This is a genomic window from Halococcus saccharolyticus DSM 5350 (assembly GCF_000336915.1).
GTDB lineage: Archaea > Halobacteriota > Halobacteria > Halobacteriales > Halococcaceae > Halococcus > Halococcus saccharolyticus.
This window is the reverse complement of the sequence record NZ_AOMD01000011.1, coordinates 36,946-54,958: the sequence shown is the minus strand read 5'-3', so window position 1 is coordinate 54,958 and position 18,013 is coordinate 36,946. Positions and strand designations below refer to the sequence as shown.

The 18,013-nt window shown below is 64.9% G+C and carries 20 protein-coding genes, 1 tRNA gene and 1 pseudogene (1 of these 22 cut by a window edge); 12 read left to right on the top strand and 10 right to left on the bottom strand.

What is annotated here, in order from left to right:
- Positions 1-29: 29 nt before the first annotated feature.
- The 6 genes from trmY (at position 30) to C449_RS02900 (ending at position 2,602) form a co-directional block, all read left to right on the top strand.
- Complete coding sequence (gene trmY, locus C449_RS02925; protein ID WP_006076416.1) at positions 30-626, top strand: tRNA (pseudouridine(54)-N(1))-methyltransferase TrmY; 597 nt, start codon at positions 30-32, stop codon at positions 624-626.
- Positions 626-1,000 (top strand): CHY zinc finger protein, encoded by a 375-nt coding sequence (locus C449_RS02920; RefSeq protein WP_006076415.1) that lies wholly within the window; start codon positions 626-628, stop codon positions 998-1,000. The genes trmY and C449_RS02920 overlap by 1 nt, the downstream gene beginning before the upstream one ends.
- 66 nt (positions 1,001-1,066) lie before the next feature.
- A tRNA-Pro gene (locus C449_RS02915) sits at positions 1,067-1,139 on the top strand.
- 178 nt (positions 1,140-1,317) lie between these two features.
- Positions 1,318-1,620 carry a ribbon-helix-helix protein, CopG family gene (locus C449_RS02910; protein WP_006076414.1) on the top strand — a complete coding sequence of 101 codons (303 nt, stop codon included), beginning with the start codon at positions 1,318-1,320 and terminating at the stop codon, positions 1,618-1,620.
- Positions 1,621-2,127 carry a hypothetical protein gene (locus C449_RS02905; RefSeq protein WP_006076413.1) on the top strand — a complete coding sequence of 169 codons (507 nt, stop codon included), beginning with the start codon at positions 1,621-1,623 and terminating at the stop codon, positions 2,125-2,127.
- A 76-nt stretch (positions 2,128-2,203) separates the two neighbouring features.
- The gene (locus tag C449_RS02900; RefSeq protein WP_006076412.1) at positions 2,204-2,602 is read left to right on the top strand and encodes a DUF7383 domain-containing protein; all 399 of its coding nucleotides are present in this window, start codon (positions 2,204-2,206) and stop codon (positions 2,600-2,602) included.
- 1 nt (position 2,603) lies between these two features.
- Here the strand turns inward: C449_RS02900 and C449_RS02895 are convergent, their stop codons facing one another.
- The gene (locus C449_RS02895; RefSeq protein ID WP_006076411.1) at positions 2,604-3,374 is read right to left on the bottom strand and encodes a nucleoside phosphorylase; all 771 of its coding nucleotides are present in this window, start codon (positions 3,372-3,374) and stop codon (positions 2,604-2,606) included.
- A gap of 202 nt (positions 3,375-3,576) precedes the next feature.
- Between C449_RS02895 and thsB the strand changes: the two genes are divergently transcribed.
- Positions 3,577-5,235 carry a thermosome subunit beta gene (thsB, locus tag C449_RS02890; protein WP_006076410.1) on the top strand — a complete coding sequence of 553 codons (1,659 nt, stop codon included), beginning with the start codon at positions 3,577-3,579 and terminating at the stop codon, positions 5,233-5,235.
- Positions 5,236-5,487: 252 nt separating this feature from the next.
- Entirely contained in the window at positions 5,488-6,642 is a 1,155-nt protein-coding gene (locus C449_RS02885; protein ID WP_006076409.1) for an MFS transporter, read from the top strand.
- Between the two features lie 130 nt (positions 6,643-6,772).
- Here C449_RS02885 and C449_RS02880 read toward each other — a convergent pair whose 3' ends face one another.
- Positions 6,773-7,729: a hypothetical protein gene (locus C449_RS02880; RefSeq protein ID WP_006076408.1), complete on the bottom strand. Its 957-nt coding sequence runs from the start codon at positions 7,727-7,729 to the stop codon at positions 6,773-6,775.
- A 108-nt stretch (positions 7,730-7,837) separates the two neighbouring features.
- Here C449_RS02880 and C449_RS02875 point away from each other — a divergent pair, with 108 nt between their 5' ends.
- The gene (locus C449_RS02875) at positions 7,838-8,824 is read left to right on the top strand and encodes an alanine dehydrogenase (RefSeq protein ID WP_006076407.1); all 987 of its coding nucleotides are present in this window, start codon (positions 7,838-7,840) and stop codon (positions 8,822-8,824) included.
- On the opposite strand, the gene C449_RS02870 is transcribed toward C449_RS02875, so the two are convergent.
- Positions 8,814-9,032, bottom strand: coding sequence for a DUF7535 family protein (locus C449_RS02870; protein WP_006076406.1), 219 nt, complete (start codon positions 9,030-9,032; stop codon positions 8,814-8,816). The two genes, C449_RS02875 and C449_RS02870, sit on opposite strands and share 11 nt — an antisense overlap.
- A 117-nt stretch (positions 9,033-9,149) precedes the next feature.
- Here C449_RS02870 and leuS point away from each other — a divergent pair, with 117 nt between their 5' ends.
- Positions 9,150-11,849 carry a leucine--tRNA ligase gene (gene leuS / locus C449_RS02865; RefSeq protein ID WP_006076405.1) on the top strand — a complete coding sequence of 900 codons (2,700 nt, stop codon included), beginning with the start codon at positions 9,150-9,152 and terminating at the stop codon, positions 11,847-11,849.
- A 53-nt stretch (positions 11,850-11,902) separates the two neighbouring features.
- Positions 11,903-12,403 (top strand): hypothetical protein, encoded by a 501-nt coding sequence (locus C449_RS02860; protein ID WP_006076404.1) that lies wholly within the window; start codon positions 11,903-11,905, stop codon positions 12,401-12,403.
- Positions 12,404-12,430: 27 nt separating this feature from the next.
- Here C449_RS02860 and C449_RS02855 read toward each other — a convergent pair whose 3' ends face one another.
- From C449_RS02855 to C449_RS18800, 6 genes are all read right to left on the bottom strand, one after another.
- Positions 12,431-12,886 (bottom strand): peroxiredoxin, encoded by a 456-nt coding sequence (locus C449_RS02855; RefSeq protein ID WP_006076403.1) that lies wholly within the window; start codon positions 12,884-12,886, stop codon positions 12,431-12,433.
- 37 nt (positions 12,887-12,923) lie between these two features.
- Entirely contained in the window at positions 12,924-13,343 is a 420-nt protein-coding gene (locus C449_RS02850) for an Hsp20/alpha crystallin family protein (protein WP_006076402.1), read from the bottom strand.
- 68 nt (positions 13,344-13,411) lie between these two features.
- Complete coding sequence (pheA, locus tag C449_RS02845) at positions 13,412-14,218, bottom strand: prephenate dehydratase (RefSeq protein ID WP_006076401.1); 807 nt, start codon at positions 14,216-14,218, stop codon at positions 13,412-13,414.
- Between the two features lie 65 nt (positions 14,219-14,283).
- Positions 14,284-14,802: an FxLYD domain-containing protein gene (locus C449_RS02840; RefSeq protein WP_006076400.1), complete on the bottom strand. Its 519-nt coding sequence runs from the start codon at positions 14,800-14,802 to the stop codon at positions 14,284-14,286.
- A 1-nt stretch (position 14,803) separates the two neighbouring features.
- Positions 14,804-15,835, bottom strand: coding sequence for a hypothetical protein (locus C449_RS02835; RefSeq protein ID WP_006076399.1), 1,032 nt, complete (start codon positions 15,833-15,835; stop codon positions 14,804-14,806).
- On the bottom strand, positions 15,832-15,960 hold the full coding sequence (locus C449_RS18800) for a hypothetical protein (protein ID WP_275039160.1): 129 nt from the start codon (positions 15,958-15,960) through the stop codon (positions 15,832-15,834). The genes C449_RS02835 and C449_RS18800 overlap by 4 nt, the downstream gene beginning before the upstream one ends.
- Positions 15,961-16,079: 119 nt before the next feature.
- Between C449_RS18800 and C449_RS02830 the strand changes: the two genes are divergently transcribed.
- Positions 16,080-16,547, top strand: a complete 468-nt coding sequence (locus tag C449_RS02830; protein ID WP_006076398.1) for a hypothetical protein — start codon at positions 16,080-16,082, stop codon at positions 16,545-16,547.
- Positions 16,548-16,813: 266 nt separating this feature from the next.
- On the opposite strand, the pseudogene C449_RS02825 reads toward C449_RS02830, so the two are convergent.
- Positions 16,814-18,013 (bottom strand): annotated as a pseudogene (locus C449_RS02825) (aldehyde dehydrogenase family protein) (it continues 223 nt past the right edge of the window).

Here is an 18,013-nt window from a genome sequence, read left to right as displayed (position 1 = left end):
GCTATTCGTTCCCGGTCGTCAGGAGGAATATGCGCCAGTTCGTCGTCTCGGGTCACGACGCCCCCACGACCGCCGACTTCTCGCTCGACGATCTCGCCGGTGGTGCGGGGCGGCTCGACGTGCTCTGTCGGTGTGTGAACTCGGCGTTCTTCCTCTCGCACGACCTCCGCGAGAACGTTCGGGTGTGGCTCGTGCTCGCCGACGAGTTCGCGGTGCGCTTCGAGGGGGGCGAGCTCCGTCGGCTGAATCCCGACGAGCGCTCGACGGCCGCGCTGATCCGGAACGCGCTCGATTCGCGCGAGGAGGCCATCGGCCACATGGAAGTCGAGAGTTCGCCGGGCGTCTTCCTCTCACGGCGGGGGTTCGAACCGGTGTTGGAGAAGGTCGCTGAGGAGAGCACCGTCGTCGCGCTCCACGAAGACGGTGACCCCGTCGGAGAGATCGACCCACCGGAGGAACCGGCGTTCGTGCTGTCGGATCACCGCGATTTCGCCGACGACGAGACCGGCCTTCTGGAAGGAGTCGCGGACACGCGGGTGCGCCTCGGTCCCGAACGACTCCACGCCGACCACGCTATCACGATCGCACACAACTGGCTCGACACCGCAGGGTACACGCAGTACTGATGACCGATCGTGCCGACGCGGGCGATTCCACCGCGACCGACGACCACGCACTCGACGTGCCGCTCCGCGGCGTCGAGGTTGACGCCGAAACGCGCTGTCGGCACTACCGGACCGATCGCGACGTGGTCGCCATCGCGCTCCCGTGCTGTGAAACGTTCTACCCCTGCATCGAGTGCCACGAGGCGCTCGCCGATCACGAGGCCAGCCGATGGCCGCCGGCGCGCTTCGACGAACCGGCCGTGCTCTGCGGACGGTGTGGCGCGCAGCTCTCGATAGCGGCGTATCTCGACTGCGACCATCGCTGCCCGCAGTGTGACGGCGGGTTCAATCCCGGCTGTCGGCATCACTGGGATCGCTACTTCGCCGTCGAGTAGCTGCTCCGAGTCGAGACCACGCTGAGACGGAAGGGTTAACACGCTCGTGCTCGTGGTTTCGGCCGCGGGCCGGTGGGGTAGCTTGGTATCCTTCGGCCTTCGGGTGGCCGTAACCGCGATTCGAATTCGCGCCGGCCCATTCAACCCCACCTTTTTGCACCTCACTCGGTCGCTACGCTCCCTCGTTCGGGCAAAAATCTGGACCAAAAATACCGCGTACTCCCTCCGGCGCTCGCTTCGCTCGCTCACGGACACTACAAGACTTGGCTCACATCGTACACAAACCTCTTTGCAGCCGGCTGCCAACCAGCACACAGATGAGCAGCGACAAACGCCGCGTCCAGTTCCGCGCCTCCGAGAAGCTCGTCGAGCGCGCGGACGCGCTGGCGACGGTCCTCGGGACCGACCGCACCGACGTGCTGACCGACGCGCTCCGCGAGTACCTCCGGGACGCCGCCCACGACGACCGGCTGACCCAGGAAATTGCGGGTGCGTACTACGACGACGAGATCACATTCGAGCAGTTGAAGGCGCTCGTTGGCCCCGAAGAGGCGGCGAACTTCCGGGTGCTAAAGCGCCAGCTCGACGACTCTCTCACAGAGGAGCTGGCCGACCTGTAGATGGCGCGCGTCGTTGCCGACACGTCGGCCCTCGTCAGCCTCGGGACCGTCGCCGACCACGATCCGTCGCCGCTCGACTGTCTCTACCGCGAGTACGAGCTTCTCGTTCCAAGAGCGGTCGTGAGCGAACTCGAAGACGTCGCGTCGTACGCGGACGCGCAGGGCCAGGCTGCGGAAGCGGTACTCGATCGACGCGACGAACTCGATGTCCGGCAGAGCGAGCTCGATGCGGACTTCCCGCTCGACGACGGGGAGAACGCTGCGGTCACGCTCGCGAACGACACGGATGCGGCGATGTTTCTGTGCGACGAGTTCAATCGGCTCGGCCTGGTCCACGCGTCGCTGATCGACACTCGCCTGGTGACGACGCCGAAGCTGCTGGCGGTGTTCGTCCGGAACGGCGTGCTCACCGAAACCGATGCAGCAACGCTACTCGACGGGATGAGCGACGCCCGTAGCTGGGCGAACAACAGCTACGTCCGGCGTGCGCGGGAGACGTTTCGGTGATGGATCGAAGGTCGATGACGTCCCGTCCCGAGTGGAGACGGCGGATTTAGGTCCCCAGCAGGCGAGAACGCACACGATGGATCAGCCCACCCGCGCGAACTACGCGCTCCTCACCGTCCAAGAACACCTCGGCGACAGCGCGGACGGACTCGACGTGTCGTGGGCGGAGTTCGTCGGTAACCACCGCTCCTCGGAGTTCGAGTTCACCGTTCCCACCGAGCCGGTCATCGACCCGTACCTCGAGCTCCAGATCTTCGATATCTCGGCGTACGATCACGAAATCCTCGTCAATGGCGACGCGCTCACGGGCTTCGACATCCCGCCCGCCGACGGCTGGCAGTACTGGATGGATCCGATCACCGGCGCGGACCTCGTGGAGGGCACCAACACGCTCCGGTTCGTCCGCGACGCCAGCACGGGCGACGACTTCGTGATCGGGACTGTGACTATCCACTGGAAGGAACCCGTCGAGTGAGTCACCCAGTGAGCGCCGCGACGGCCCGCGCGAACGCGCGTTCGAGGTGTTCGTCCGTCTCGGCGAACCGGGGCTCCCAGCCCGATGGGTCGAGATGGTCGCTGATGGTGAACAGTGCGCTCGCATCGACGCCGCGACGCTCCGCGATCGCAAACACCGCCGCGGCCTCCATGTCCACCGTCACGATCCCGTCCTCACGATAGCGTTCGATTTCGGGAACCGTTTCCCGGTAGATCGCGTCCGTGGTCCACGTCGGGCCGGTGTGGTAGGTGTCGTCGACCGCATCGAGTGCGGCTTCGAGTTGGCCACACAGCGCGGGTGTCGCGTCGACGTACGTCCCAGCATCGAGGTAGTGATGCGAGGTTCCCTCGTCGCGCAGCGCGCGATCGACGATAACCAGATCGCCGAGCACCACGTCCGGCCGGAGGCTGCCGACGTGTCCGAGCGCGAGGAACCGATCGGCCCCGCGGGCGATCAGTTTCTCCATCACGAGGGGGGTCACCGGCGCGCCGACGCCAGGCACGCGAACGATCCCGACCCGCCCATCGGTGGTGTCAAGTGCGTACCCCGTATCCCACGTCTCGAACCCGGTGACGGCGTAGCTCTCGGCAACGTGGTCGAGAAGTCCGTCGTGGAAACACAGGACGAGCGATTTCGGTACCGGGTCCGGCTCGTCGTGGAAGTAGTCGAGACTCGCTCGCGGCGTGATCAGCGCCTCCCAGTCGTGTTTGCCCGGACTGTTCGGGTACGGCATTCGTCCGAGGAACGTCATGGATGTATTTAAATTCCGGTCGCCGAGAGCGTGGCTCGGGTCACATCTACTGATAACACTTCACATGATCCGTCGTTCGTGAGCACACCATCGGGCGGTTTGCGTCTCTCCTATTCGTGAGCGTCCTCGGGCTCGCTTCGGTAGCGATAGATAGTTTTTTATAGAAGCACATTCAATCGGTCGGTGAATCATGAGTCAGCGAATGCAGGGCCAACCCATGATCATCATGGGCGACGACTCCCAGCGCGTCCAGGACGAGGACGCACAGTCCCACAACATCAACGCAGCACGAGCAGTATCGGATTCGGTCCGGTCGACACTCGGACCGAAGGGGATGGACAAGATGCTCGTCTCCTCGATGGGCGACGTCACCGTGACGAACGACGGCGTCACCATCCTGACCGAGATGGACATCAACAACCCGACCGCCGAGATGATCGTCGAGGTCGCCGAGACCCAGGAGGACGAGGCGGGCGATGGCACCACGACGGCGGTCGCGGTCGCGGGCGAACTCCTCAAGAACGCCGAGGGGCTCCTCGAACAGGACATCCACCCGACGGCGATCATCAAGGGCCTCCAGATGGCGAGCGAGCAGGCTCGCGCGGAGATCGGCGAGCTCGCCGAGGAGATCGACGCTGACGACACCGAGCGGGTCCGCAAGGTCGCCGAGACCTCGATGACCGGCAAGGGAGCCGAATCGAACAAGGAACAGCTCGCGAACCTCATCGTCGACGCGGTTCAAAATGTGACCGTCGAGACCGAGACCGGCGAGAACGTCGTCGACCTCGAGTACGTCAACATCGAGACCCAGACCGGCCAGTCGGTGGGCGATTCCACGCTCCTCGACGGCGCGGTCATCAGCAAGGACCCGGTTCACGACAACATGCCATCCGAGGCCGAGGACGCCTCGGTGCTCCTGTTGAGCGAGGCCGTCGAGGTCGAGGAGGCGAACGTCGACTCCCAGGTCAGCCTCTCCGATCCGAACCAGCTCCAGCAGTTCCTCGACCAGGAGGACGAGCAGCTCAAAGCCAAGGTCGAGCAGATCAAAGAGACCGGTGCCGACGTCGTCTTCTGCCAGAAGGGCATCGACGACCTCGCCCAGCACTACCTCGCGAAAGAGGGCATTCTGGCCGTCCGCCGGGCGAAGAAGTCCGACATCGAGTTCCTGAAGGAGGTTCTCGGGGCGAACATCGTCTCCGATCTCGACAGCGCGCGCGCCGACAACCTCGGTACTGGCTCGGTCACCCGCGACGAGGACGCCGGGCTGTTCTACGTCGAGGGCGAGGACTCCCACGGCGTCACGATCCTCCTCCGCGGCTCGACCGACCACGTGGTCGACGAACTCGAACGCGGCATTACGGACGCGCTCGAAGTCGTCGCCCAGACGGTTTCGGACGGGCGCGTGCTCGCCGGCGGCGGCGCAATCGAGGTCGAGCTCGCCTCCCGGCTTCGCGAGTACGCCGACTCCGTGAGTGGCCGCGAACAGCTCGCAGTCGAAGCGTTCGCCGACTCACTCGAACTCGTTCCACGGGTGCTCTCGGAGAACGCCGGTCTCGATCCGATCGACACCCTCGTCGACCTCCGCTCGGCCCACGAATCCGGCGACGAGCACGCGGGCCTGAACGTCTACGACGGCGAGGTCGAGGACACCTACGAGGCCGGCGTCGTCGAGCCCGCCCACGCCAAGGAGCAAGCCCTGTCGAGTGCGACCGAGGCCGCGAACCTCGTGCTCAAGATCGACGACATCATCTCCGCCGGCGACCTCACCACCGAGGGCGGCGATGACGCCGGCGGCCCCGGTGGCGCACCCGGCGGCATGGGTGGTATGGGCGGTATGGGTGGCATGGGCGGCATGATGTAAGCTCGGCCCGACCACCACTCTCCACTAAACAGTCATCGAACGTCTCCGGCGGCTCAAAGACCGTCGAGAGAGATCCGAACGGCGTTTCGAGGCAATCGATCCGACGGCAGTTTTCGTTGTCGGGCGGACCGATCCACACCGAGAGAGCGGTCTTCTCTCTGGTAACCATCCCGAAAAGTTCTGTAGCGAGTCAGTACGTTTTACCAGACCACGTGGATACTACGAGTAGTGAGTCGAGTATGGGGCTATCGGGTGACGCTCGTCGTCCTCTGTACGCTCGCGTTCTTCGCGACGATGGTTGCTCGATTGGTCATCAGTCCAGTCGTCCCGGAGATCGTCGATACGTTCGATTCGTCGACGGGAATTCTCGGGCTCGCGCTGACGGGTCTCTGGATGGCGTACGCGTTCGCACAGTTCCCGAGCGGCATCCTGGCCGATCGGTACGGTGAGCGGCGCGTCATCCTCGCAGCAGTTGGGCTAACAACGGTCGCCAGCGCGCTGCTCGCGCTCTCGCCATCGATGCCGGTCTTTCTCGTCCTCACGCTGGTTTTGGGTGGCGTTGCAGGGTTGCATTACAGCGTTGCGACGACGCTGCTGAGCCGGGAGTTGAACAACATCGGCACCGCGATCGGGCTTCACAACTCCGGGGCACCGTTGGCGGGATTGCTAGCGCCGATCGCGGCGGCCGCCGTCAGTCAGTGGTTCGGTTGGCGGGCGGCGATCGCGCTCGGAGCCGCCGCTGCGTTACCGGTGTTCGTTCTCTTCCGCTGGAAGGTGCGTCCAACGGAGCCCGCACGTCCCGAACAGTCGATGACGGACCGGTTCGCGCTCGAACCGGTTCTCGAACTCCTCTCCCGGCGGAAGATCGCCTTCACTGCCGTGCTCGCGTTTCTGTTCGAGTTTATCTGGCAGGCGACGGCGTCGTTTCTCCCGACGTTTCTGATCACGTATCACGGCTACTCGGTGACGTTCGCCAGTACACTGTTCTCGGCGTATTTCGTCATCCAAGGGCTCACACAACCCGGTATCGGGTCGCTCTCGGACCGGTACGGTCGCGAAGAGATCGCAGGCCTCTGTGCAGTCTTCGGGATCGGTGGCTATATGCTGCTTCTCCTCGGCTCGCGATTGAGTGTCCTCCTCGCCGGTATCTTCTGTGTCGGCATCGCGATGGGCTGGAGTGCGGCACTCTTACCCCGCTTCGTCGACAATCTCTCGGCCGCCGAACGCGGTGCCGGGTTCGGTCTCGTGCGGACGACGTACATGATGCTGAGTGCGACGGGAAGCGTCGTCGTGGGAACGGTTGCGGACGCTGCGGGCTGGGCGGTTGCGTTCGGGATCTTCGTCGTGTTTCTCGCCGTGATCTGTGTGTCGCTCGTCGGTAATCAGGTGCTCGACCTCGGTTTCTGAGGTGAAGACGACACACCACGCCGCGACGCGATATGCGTCATCTCATCGTCCCAGTCACCACTTTGGCGCGTCCGTTGGGCGTGGACCACCGCTGTTGTGGGTCGAGCGTCTGGCTGAGAGAACCGTGTCGTCAGCTACTAATATTGAGGGTCGTCACATCGCCCGCTGTCGTCGTGTTCCGATTAGCCGTCGGTTCCGATGTGGTCGTGGCTGTGGTGGTCGTCGCGTTCGGCGAGGGGGACAGCCGATTCGGTACCGGAGTCGTTCGGTTCGTCGCTTCGTTGATCCACGACGGTCGGGTAGGCGTATCGGTCGCACCGATGGACGAAAATCGGGTCGTACTGACGACACGCGAGAGATTTTCGCTGTTCTGTGGCTGCTGGACGATCCGATAGCTATGGATGACACCCTGGGGATCGACGAGCATTCGGAGACTCATACTCTCTCGCCCGAACGTCTGATTGCTTCGTATTTTCCCGCGAACGAGATACAGGGTAGTTCCGTTGCGGTCTCGTTCCGTTACCGAAGTGGTAGTGGTATCGAACGGTTCGAGACGGTATCGGAGTCCGGCTCCCGCAGCACCATACCGTTCTTCTGTACTATCCCTGTATCGTTCGTACGTCGTGGTTCCATTTGCGTACGTTCGATTCAACAGCAGTCGTTCGCCGTTCGTCCAAATTGCGGTACGAACGGGAACGGTCTCCGGAGACACATACCGATAACTACCGTTCGTTACGGAGACCGAATACACCCCCTCACCCCGTGGTCCTGCACGAAGCGTATCCGTTCGTTGAATGACGACCGAGCCGTTCGTCGCCAGCCCAGTCACGTTCGTCCTCGTGGTGAACGATCGATTCTGGAGAAACGAGCTATGCGCTGCCACGAGCGCGCTCGCGTTCTCGATACCCTGACCCGTAAGTCCAGGCGCGAGCTGTGGTACCGGCGTCGGGGTGGGCTCGTCGGTTGGAACCGTCATCGGCGTGACCGTCGGTGTCGATTCGCCGCCACCGTCGCCACCGAACACCCCACTACAGCCGGCAAGCACGATCAGCACGACGACAAGAACCGTTCCCACGGCACGCTGCATGCTGCCTTTCGGACACATCGTGCAAAATGTCTTTTCGTTCATTGGTCACGATCGGTGTGGCGACCCCGAGAGTGGTAGAATTAAGGCTGCCGCGCAGATATCGCCGGTATGGAAACGCTCCTGTTGGACCAGACAGCAGTCGACGCGAACGCACGGATGGACGAGGTCATCCGGGCGGTCGAGGACGCGTTCGCGGCCTACGAGCGCGGCGACGCCCAGATGCCGGCCAAATCCTACATCGATCTTCCCGAGTACAACGGCGACTTCCGGTCGATGCCCGCCTATCTCGACGCTGGCGAGTGGGACGCCGCCGGCATCAAATGGGTCAACGTCCACCCCGACAATCCCGAGAAGTTCGACCTTCCCACAGTGCTCGGGACGATGATCTACTCCGATCCTGAGACCGCACGCCCGCTCGCGATCATGGACGGCACCGAACTCACGATGCAGCGCACCGGCGCGGCGGCCGCGGTCGCGACCGATTACCTCGCCCGCGAGGACGCTCGAACGCTGGGCCTCGTCGGAGCCGGCGTCCAGTCGTACACCCAGGTCGAAGCCATCGCCGCCGTCCGGGACATCGAGGAGATCGTCGTCGCGGACCTCGACGACGAGGCGGTCGCGGCGTTCGTCGAGTATTTCGACGACCGGTTCGACGTCCACGGCGGCTCGATCCCGGAGGCTGCCGCCTGCGACGTGCTTTCTACGGTGACCCCGAGCACCGAACCGCTCGTCTCGCGGGACGACCTCGGCGAGCACACCCACGTCAACGCGATGGGAGCCGACGCCGCCGACAAACAGGAGCTCGATCCCGCAATCCTCCGCGACGCCCGCCTCGTGATCGACGACCACGCTCAGACGACACACTCCGGCGAGATCAGTATCCCGTACGCCGACGGCGTGATTGACGACGCCGACATCGACGGCGCGGTCGGCGAGATCGTCGTCGGCGAAGCGTCGGGTCGCACCCCCGAAGACGGCATCTCGGTGTTCGACAGCACCGGCCTCGCGATCCAGGACGTAGCGACCGCTCACGTGGTCTACGAGCACGCCCGCGAGAACGACAACGGTGAGTCGTTCGCGTTCGTCAGTCAGTAGCTCGATCCGCGCCTCGATCAAAGAGTCTCGTCAGCACCCAGACGATCACGAGCACCGGCAGCAACGGCAGCGCGACGATCAGGAGGCCGACGAGGATCGACCACCCGATGACGTCCATTTCGGTGTCGCGGTGGCCCTGAGACGGGGGAGTGACCGTTCGTAGTGCTTTCCGCGGGAGTGATGGATCGTCGGATTCGTCCTGGCTCATGTCGTCGTCTACGCGTCGCGTGATAAAGAACGTCGCGGCCGGAGCGGGTGGTTCTCCGGTGGTCGATGACAACCTATAGATGGATGCGTCGGTTACGACGGACAACGCGGCTCTCTCATGCAACAACAGGACACCTACGACCACGCTGACGTCGAACAGAAGTGGCAGGCCCGCTGGGAGGAGTCGGACGTCTTCCGCATCCCCGACGACGCCACCGATCCGAGCTACGTCCTCAGTATGTTTCCCTACCCGTCGGGCGACCTCCACATGGGCCACGTCCGCAACTACACCATTACGGACGCCTACGCCCGCTACAAGCGGATGCAGGGCGAAAGCGTGCTTCACCCGATGGGGTGGGATTCGTTCGGGCTCCCTGCGGAGAACGCCGCGATCGAGCGCGAGATCCATCCCCGGGAGTGGACGATGGACTGCATCGACACCATGCGCAGCCAGATGAAATCGATGGGCTTTGGCTACGACTGGGAGCGCGAAGTCACGACCTGCGAACCCGACTACTACCGCTGGAACCAGTGGCTGTTCAAGCGCTTTTACGAGGAGGGCCTCGCCGAGCGCAAGGGCGGCGAGGTTAACTGGTGTCCCTCCTGCGAGACCGTGCTCGCCGACGAGCAGGTCGAGACCGAGGCCGGAGAGACCCCCGAGGGGCCTCACGGAGACGGCGGAGCCGTCGAAGTCTGCTGGCGGTGTGACACCCCCGTCGAGACCAGGACGCTCGATCAGTGGTTCCTGAAGATCACGGAGTACGCCGACGACCTGCTCGACGGGATCGATAGTTTGGAGCAGTGGCCCGAGAGCGTCCGGGGGATGCAGCGCAACTGGATCGGCCGTCAGGACGGTGCAACCGTGGAGTTCGGCACCGACTACGGTCCTGTCGAGGTCTTTACCACGCGGCTCGATACCCTCTACGGCGCGACCTTCTTCGCGCTCGCACCGGATCACGAGGTGACGCGGGAGATCGTCGCCGACGACCCGGACCTCGCCGCAGCGGTCGACGAGCTCGATCCCGAGGCCGACACCGACGAGAAGAACGGCGTGTTCACCGGCGAGTACGCCACGAACCCCGCGACTGGCGAGGAGATCCCGATCTACGTCGCCGACTTCGTGCTCGCCGACGTAGGGACGGGCGCGCTGATGGGCGTCCCGGGCCACGACGAGCGTGACCACGAGTTCGCGACCGAGTACGACATCGAGATTCGCCAGGTCGTCGTACCCGAGGACGAGGGCGAAAGCGACACTGCGGAGATCTCAGAGGGGGCCTACACCGATGACGGCGTGCTGGTCGACAGCGGCAAGTACGACGGCGTGCCGAGCGCCGAGGCGCGCGAGCAGCTGATTGAGGCGGTCGATTCTGCCGCTCACCACACCCAATACCGGCTGCGCGACTGGCTCATCAGTCGGCAGCGGTACTGGGGCACGCCGATCCCGGTGATCCACTGCGAGGAGTGCGGCCCGGTCATGGTCCCCGACGAGGATCTTCCTGTGGAGCTGCCGGAGTTCGTCCCGACGCCGACGGGCAACCCGATCGAGGAGGTCGAGTCGTTCGTCGAAACCGAGTGTCCCGAGTGTGGTACGCCGGCCGAGCGCGAGACCGACACGATGGACACGTTCGTAGACTCGTCGTGGTACTTCCTCCGATTCACCTCGCCCGACCGCGCGGACGTGCCGTTCGACACCGAGCGCGCGAACGACTGGCTGCCGGTCGACGAGTACGTCGGCGGGATCGAGCACGCGGTCATGCATCTGCTGTACTCACGGTTCGTGACCCGCGCGATTGCGGACATGGAGCTACTCGACATCGACGAGCCGTTCGAGCACTACCTCCCCCAAGGGATGGTCCAACTCGACGGGGCGGCAATGTCGTCCAGCAAGGGCAACGTGGTTTCGCCCGTCGAGATCATGGAAGAGTACGGCGCGGACACGGCCCGACTGTTCATGATGGGTGCGGCTCGTCCCTCCAAGGACTTCGACTGGACCGAGCGCGGCGTCCGGTCGAGCAACGAGTTCATCCGCCGGCTATACGAGACGATCCGCGGGTTCGCTGACGGCGATTTCCCGACGGCCGACGCGGGCGATCGGCCGATCGATGCGTACGTCGCCCGCGAGATCGATGCGACGATCACGGAGGCGACCGAGGGGTACGAGGCGTTCCGATTCAACGAGGCACTCCGGGAGGCGCGCGGCCTAGTCTCGCTGCTCGGCCAGTACCGCGAGTACACGACCCCCGACACGGCAACGTTCGAGCGAGGGCTCCGGACGGCGGTCAGGCTGCTCGCGCCCGTCGCGCCCCACGTCACCGAGGAGTCGTGGGCGACGCTTGACAACGAAGGGTTCGTGGCCGAGGCCGCGTGGCCCGATCCCGACGGCGGTGTCGAGGACTACACCGCCGAGCGCCGCCTCGTCGAGAACACCCGCGAAGACGTCCGTGACATCCTCGATGTCGCCGGGATCGAGAACCCCGAACGGATCGAGGTCGCCGTCGCCCCCGAGTGGAAACATCGTGCGCTCGGAGTCGCGATCGAGGCCGACGACGACGTCGTGGGAACGGTGATGACCGACGAGGAACTCCGGACGCACGGCGAGGACGCAGCCGACTACGCGAAGGATCTCGCCGCGAATCCACAGGCGCTCTCGGCGACGCTCGCCCCCGAGCGCGAGTACGACGCACTCGACCGCGCGTCGTGGCTGCTCGATCGGGAGTTTGACGCCGAAATCGTCCTCGAACGAGCTGAGGAGGCTCCCGACGACCTCGCAAACAAGGCCCGACCGGGCCGACCCGCGATCGAAATCCACGAAGGATAGTCCGCACAGTGGCCGCCAAAAAATAAAGGAGTGATGGGCGACTGCACGAGCTCGTGGGTACGTTCGCCACCGCGGTCCAGAATCGGCTGTGTGATATGCTCGCGGAGCGGTGCGTCAGCTACAAGTGGGAAACGGAACGCCGGATCGCGGGAACGCCGGTCGACATCGCCGGCCGCCGTTCGGCGGAATGGGTACTCGTCGAACTCGAATGGCGACGCGCCGACCCCGCCGACAACACCGCGAAACTGTTTCGTCATCTCGCCGAGGGCGCGCTTGATAGGGACAACGTTTCCGACGCAAGCGACACACCCGACGCCGATCGTGTTGCCGTCTTTCAGGCGTTCACTAGCTACTACGACCTCACGAGCGGCGGTGTCTCCGCGAAACGGGAAAACGCCGAGTTCGTCGGTCGGGTCGCGAGCGGCGCGCTCGATCGGTTCACCTACACGCCGATCGAGTTCGAACTCGAGCCGCCGAAACGCGGCGGTGAACGCCCGGACGACTGGCGGGCCGTCGCCGATGCGACCGCTCGGACGATCGCATCTGATCTCTGATTTGACGTCGTTGCTCCGCTTCCCGTCTCAGTCGTCGAGCGTCGCGAGGCCCGCATCGAGCGTGTCCCCGAGCACCGTCCGGGCGTGGCCATCGGGATCGACGCCGGTGTAGACCCGCTGGATCTCGCCGTCGTCGATGACGAACGTCGTCCGTGCGGCCGCGCCGCTGGACGTGTCGACGCCGAACGCGTCGGCGACCTCGCCGTCGGGGTCGGCGAGCAGGTCGAAATCGAGGTCCTCCTGGTCGGCGAACGCGCGGTGGGAGTCGACGTCATCGGTCGAGACGCCGTAGACCGTGACGCCGGCCTCGCGGTAGCTCTCGTACTCCTGCTCGAATTGGTTCGCTTCGATGGTACAGCCAGGGGTGTCGTCGCGCGGGTAAAAGTAGACGACCGTGGGCTCGTCGAAGGCGGGCGCGACGCGGTCGCCGTCCTGATTGAATGCTGTTACGTCTGGCGCGGCGTCACCGGCTGCGAGCGTCATACCCCCGATCCGATGTCGAGGCTGAAATCTTCCTCGGTCAGTCGATATTGATGCTGCGCGAGTCGTCGAGATCCGTGGCCTTCGGCAGCGTCACCGTCAGGACACCGTTGGTATAGGTGGCGTTCGCTTCCTCTTCCTCGACGTCCTCGGGTAGCGACAGGGTGCGGCTGACCGAGTGACGGCGGCGCTCGCGCCGGAGGTAGTTCCCCTCACCCTCCTCGGTGGATTCGTCGCGCTCGGCGGTGATCCGGAGGGTGCGGTCGGCCACCGAGAGATCAATGTCCTCGCGGTCGTAGCCGGGCAGGTCGGCGGTGACCTCAAACGCGTCGTCGCGATCGGCGAGGTCGACCGAGAGCTGCTGGGTTCCGGGAACCGGCATGTCGTTGAACTGGCCGAGCTGCTGGTTCATCCGTTCGAACATTTGCTCGATCTCCTCGAAGGGGTTGCGTCGTGACATGGCGGTTCCGTATAGGCCCGCGATGGACTTAACTTTGACAGGTAGCCGAGTGTGCACCCACGACACGCTCACGCTACGACGTGTTCGGTGTCGTAGGAGCCGAGCCGGCAGACCCAGCCCTCCTCAGCGATGGCTTCGATGGCCTCGACCGCCTCCTGAGTGCGCTCCTCGTAGAGCCCTGCGGCGACATCGATGTGGAAGACGTAATCTCCGAGGCGCTCGCCGCTCGGGCGCGACTCGGCCCGGGTGAGGTTGATCCCTCGATCGGCGAACGGTTCGAGCAGATCGAGCAGAAGTCCTGGATAGTCGTCGTTCGGGTAGACGACGAGCGAGGTCTTCCCGCCGGCTTCGGAGCGTTCGGCGCGCGGGGCGATCGCGACGAACCGCGTGGCGTTCGAGGCCTGGTCCTGAATCCCCTCGGCGAGCACCGAGAGGTCGTCGCCGGCGGTGTCGGGGTGGGCGATCGCCGCTATCGTCGGGTCCTCGCGGGCGCGCTCGACTCCCTGGGCGGTGGAGGCGACCGCTTCGAGCGCGACGTCGGGATACTCGACATCGAGGAACGCCCGACACTGCGCGAGCGCCTGGGAGTGACTCGCTACGGTGTCGAAGTCGGAGCCCTGGGCGAGCAGCGCGTGGCGGATCGGGGTGACGAGTTCGCGGACGACCGCGACCTCGTACTCGGTGAGCGCGTCGAGGCTCTCGGTGACGGAACCCTCGATGCTGTTCTCGACCGGGAGCACGCCCCGCGGGGCCGCGCCGTCGGCGACCGCCGCCACGATCCCCGTGACCGATTCGCGGAACTCGACCTCGTCGGCGATCGCCCCTGCCGCCCGATGGGAGTAGGTTCCTTCGGGACCGAGCGTGACTGCCTTCATGCGCTCTCGTGCCGTGGGTGGGTGAAAAGGACATCGTCCCATCCCGCGTGTCGGCGCGGCGGGGACTACCCGAGCGATCCGAGCGCCACGATGTCGTACGAGCCGACGGTTTCGGGGTCTTCAAGCACGACGACATCGAAACGCCACCGAGTACCGGCAGTGAGGTCCGACGTGCTGTCGAGATAGACCCCGAGCTGCGCGCCGTCAGTGTCAAAAACCCGGGCCCGGACTTCGGCGCGTCTAACCGTGACGCTCCCGGTGTTCTCGACGATTCCCTCGATCACCAGACCCCGGTAGTCGTCCGTGACGCCGGGTTCGTGGCTGCGGAGCGAGAGCGCGTCGAGGTCGGCGGCGTAGCTGTCGCCGTGGCGTTCGGCCCGTGCACTCGCCGCGATCGCCACGCTCGGATCGGACGCGTTCGCGGCCGGGGTCGGGAGGTCGCCGACGGTGGCGTTCTCCTCGTACTCGATCGACTGTGTGCTCCGTCCGCTACAGCCGACGACGGCGACCGCGAGCCCGCTACCGAGGAGGGACAGTGCCCGTCGCCGGTCGATCGGTTTCGTATCGGGGGCGGTTCGACCCATCTCAGCCCTCCAAGTCGAGGTCCCCGGACTGCTGTGCGTCGCGGAGGACGAACGGTCCGACAGTCAGTGTTCGCTTCGCGATTGTTCCGAGTCGAACGATGTACGCCACGACGAGGAAGAACGGCGTCGCGGCGACTGCGGTGGCGGCGCTGACGACCAGAACGAGGTTGTCGACGCCGGCCGTCGTGCCGGGAAACGAGTTCGGGTCCAGATACACGAGCGACAGGATCGAGATGGCGAGCGCAGGAACCCCGATGTAGAGGATCGTTCGCGAGAAGTTCACCAACTCCCATCGGAAGTACAGCGCCTTGAAGTGCTGGCGGGCGGGCCCGAACAGCTCCAGCACCTCGACGAGGTCGTCGAACGCGGCGCGTTCGTCCTCGTCGAGCGACTCCGCGTGCTCCGCCCGAATCGAGCGCGTTCGATACACCAGCCACGAGTAGTTGTAGTTCAGGATTGCCCGCACGACCTCGAAACGGCCGAACTGAGCGTCGTCCAGCCGGTCGTCGACTGCGGCTGATTGTGCGTGGAGTCGGTCGACGAGGTCCGCGATGTCGTCCCGAAGCTCGCGGTCCGTGTTTCCGTCCGTCACGCTTTGAAGCTTCGTCCCGTGGTCGGTGCACGAGGTGACGAACGTTCGCATGAACGAGCCGGGTTCGGGGGACGTGACCGAGCCGATCAGCTCCTCGGCGTCGAGACGGAACTCCATCGCCCCGGCCATCCGGTCGCGCTGTTCGTCGAGCGATCCCATTTCCTGTGAGAGGACGAGCTGATTGAGCCCGACGACGATGGTGATCCCCGTGATCAGCGACATCGTGAACGACTGGAACAGGCGTTCGAGATGGGTTCCCTCGCGCACCATCACTCGGAGTGGCGTCGTGTTGATCGCGCCGACGATCATGATCGTGAGGAAGAGCCCGAACGTGAGCAGTCCCGTGAGCAACCGCCGATCCGCATCGAGCAGGAGCCACAGCCGAAGCCGGTCGCCGCCACTCCGGTCGCGGATCGACCCGTTCGATGCTGCGTCGCTCATCGCCAACCCTCCCCGACCATCGGCGCACTCCCGGCGTCGGTCATCCCGGAAAGCAGGACGACCGACCCGCGGGCGCGGTCGGTAGCGGACTGCCGGCAGCCGATTTCCTCGCTGTTCGTGGTCATGGCACGGTACTATCGTCCGCAGCCATCTCACCGCTGTTGCCTGCACTCGAAACCCGGAACCGACGTTGGAACCGTCGCTTGATCGATGGGATTATTTTTCTCTGACAGCATGGAGGTGTATGTCACTCGACTCCCGTCGCCTGCTCAAAGAGAGTGTTCCCCTCGGTGGACTGCTGTCTGCGTGGTACGTGCTGGGTGCGCTCGTCGCAGCGATCGCGAGTGGGTCGTTTCTCGGGACGCTCTCGACCGGGTTTCGGATCGTCGGAACCGCCACGGCGGCGGTGTTCGTGGTCTCCCGCGGTGTCGCCCTCGCCCGCGAAACCCGACCGATCCGCTTGTCGGGTGACCTCCGAGGGCTCCTCGACGAGAGTACCGTGGTCGCGGTTCCGGTTCTCGCCTGGGTCGGTCTCGCTACCCTCGTTGCGCTGCCGTTCAGCGTCTTCAGGATTTTGACCATCCCCTCGTTTCTCGTCGCCGCCTTCGTCCAGACAGCGATCGCGACCGCGGGGCTGTACGTCGTGATCCGGGTCGTCCCTGTTCTGTGCTCGGGACCCGGGTCTGGCAGAGCCACCCTCGGTGACGACTGACGCGACCGCCGCAGGCGGTTGCGGCGGCGGCGCGGTGGCGGTGCAGCCGCGGTGCGAGCCTGGTGGATGAAGGGCGAACGAGCGAAGCGAGTGAGGGCTTCTGCGGTGCTGTACGGTTGCGGGGCGGTCGCGGAGAGCGCCAGCAGTTCTACCGCGAAGCGACCGAGCGGAGCGAGGGAGTGAGCAGGTGTTTTTAGTCCAGGTTTTTGGACGGGGGTTGAGCGCGAGCGCAGCGAGCGCGATTCCCCCGTCCAAAAAAGTGGGTCTTAATAGTTGTCGTAGACGGTTTTGATGATGGTGAAGTAGTCCATCCCCTCCTCGCCCTGCTCGCGGTAGGTCTCGGAGGAAGAGGCGTTCATCCCGCCGAAGGGAACGTGGAGTTCGAGGCCGGTGGTGGCCTCGTTGACCTTCACGACGCCGAAGTCGACCTCGTCGACGAAGCGGTTAGCCTGCGTGTGGTCATTGGTGACGATCCCGGCCGCCAGTCCGAACTCGACGTCGTTCGCCAGCTCGATTGCCTCGTCGAGATCGCTCACGGTCATGATCCCGACGAAGGGACCGAACACCTCCTCCTGCATCACGGTCGCATCCGAATCGAGGCCAGAGAGGATCGTCGGTTCGACGAAGTAGCCGTTCTCGTACTCGTCGCCGTCGGGCCGGCTGCCACCGTACTCGACGGTCGCGCCTTCCTCTTTGGCAGTCTCGACGTCGTCGAGGGTGCCTTCGAGCTCGCCCTCGTTCGCCTGGGGACCCATGTCCGCCCCGTCGAGAGCGGGACCGATCTCGATCGACTCGGCGTACTCACAGAGGGCGTCGACGAACTCCTCTTCGATCGACTCGTGGACGATCACTCGCTCGGTCGCCGTACACGCCTGGCCGGTGACGCCGAATGCACCGCCGCCGACGATCTGGGCTGCCTCCTTGACGTCGGCGCTCTCGGTCACGACGGTGGGATTTTTCGAGCCGAGTTCGGTCTGGACGCGCTTGTGGGCGTCGGTGGCCTGCTCGTAAATCATGTCTCCGACCGACCGGCTCCCCGTGAAGGAGACTGCGTCGACCTCGTCGTGTTCGACGATCGGGGTGCCGATTTCGCTGCCGCTCCCGGTCAGGACGTTGACGACACCATCGGGGGCGTCGACCGCCTCGGCAGCCTCGGCGAGACACTCCGTGACCTTCAAAAAGACCGTCGGGGCGTCCCGCGAGAGCTTACAGACCACGGTGTTGCCCGTCGCAAGCGCGGGGGCCATCTTCCAGGAGGGGATCGCGATCGGGTAGTTCCACGGCACGATCAGGCCCGCGACGCCCATCGGCTCCCGGACGGTGTAGAGATTTTGGCCGGTAGCACTCGGATTGCTGGCCTCGCCAGCGTAGTCCATCGCCTTCTCGGCGTAGTAGTAGAAGATGTTGATCGCGCGAGCGGCCTGCAGGGGATGGAAGCGCCGGACGTGTGGGTACCGGACAACGAG

What these genes read in the sequence shown, in the direction of transcription:
- trmY (WP_006076416.1), top strand. Translation starts at nt 30, where the DNA reads ATGCGCCAGTTCGTCGTCTCGGGTCACGACGCCCCCACGACCGCCGAC.
- C449_RS02920 (WP_006076415.1), top strand. Translation starts at nt 626, where the DNA reads ATGACCGATCGTGCCGACGCGGGCGATTCCACCGCGACCGACGACCAC.
- C449_RS02910 (WP_006076414.1), top strand. Translation starts at nt 1,318, where the DNA reads ATGAGCAGCGACAAACGCCGCGTCCAGTTCCGCGCCTCCGAGAAGCTC.
- C449_RS02905 (WP_006076413.1), top strand. Translation starts at nt 1,621, where the DNA reads ATGGCGCGCGTCGTTGCCGACACGTCGGCCCTCGTCAGCCTCGGGACC.
- C449_RS02900 (WP_006076412.1), top strand. Translation starts at nt 2,204, where the DNA reads ATGGATCAGCCCACCCGCGCGAACTACGCGCTCCTCACCGTCCAAGAA.
- C449_RS02895 (WP_006076411.1), bottom strand. Translation starts at nt 3,374, where the DNA reads ATGACGTTCCTCGGACGAATGCCGTACCCGAACAGTCCGGGCAAACAC.
- thsB (WP_006076410.1), top strand. Translation starts at nt 3,577, where the DNA reads ATGCAGGGCCAACCCATGATCATCATGGGCGACGACTCCCAGCGCGTC.
- C449_RS02880 (WP_006076408.1), bottom strand. Translation starts at nt 7,729, where the DNA reads ATGCAGCGTGCCGTGGGAACGGTTCTTGTCGTCGTGCTGATCGTGCTT.
- C449_RS02875 (WP_006076407.1), top strand. Translation starts at nt 7,838, where the DNA reads ATGGAAACGCTCCTGTTGGACCAGACAGCAGTCGACGCGAACGCACGG.
- C449_RS02870 (WP_006076406.1), bottom strand. Translation starts at nt 9,032, where the DNA reads ATGAGCCAGGACGAATCCGACGATCCATCACTCCCGCGGAAAGCACTA.
- leuS (WP_006076405.1), top strand. Translation starts at nt 9,150, where the DNA reads ATGCAACAACAGGACACCTACGACCACGCTGACGTCGAACAGAAGTGG.
- C449_RS02855 (WP_006076403.1), bottom strand. Translation starts at nt 12,886, where the DNA reads ATGACGCTCGCAGCCGGTGACGCCGCGCCAGACGTAACAGCATTCAAT.
- C449_RS02850 (WP_006076402.1), bottom strand. Translation starts at nt 13,343, where the DNA reads ATGTCACGACGCAACCCCTTCGAGGAGATCGAGCAAATGTTCGAACGG.
- pheA (WP_006076401.1), bottom strand. Translation starts at nt 14,218, where the DNA reads ATGAAGGCAGTCACGCTCGGTCCCGAAGGAACCTACTCCCATCGGGCG.
- C449_RS02840 (WP_006076400.1), bottom strand. Translation starts at nt 14,802, where the DNA reads ATGGGTCGAACCGCCCCCGATACGAAACCGATCGACCGGCGACGGGCA.
- C449_RS02835 (WP_006076399.1), bottom strand. Translation starts at nt 15,835, where the DNA reads ATGAGCGACGCAGCATCGAACGGGTCGATCCGCGACCGGAGTGGCGGC.
- C449_RS18800 (WP_275039160.1), bottom strand. Translation starts at nt 15,960, where the DNA reads ATGACCACGAACAGCGAGGAAATCGGCTGCCGGCAGTCCGCTACCGAC.
- C449_RS02830 (WP_006076398.1), top strand. Translation starts at nt 16,080, where the DNA reads ATGTCACTCGACTCCCGTCGCCTGCTCAAAGAGAGTGTTCCCCTCGGT.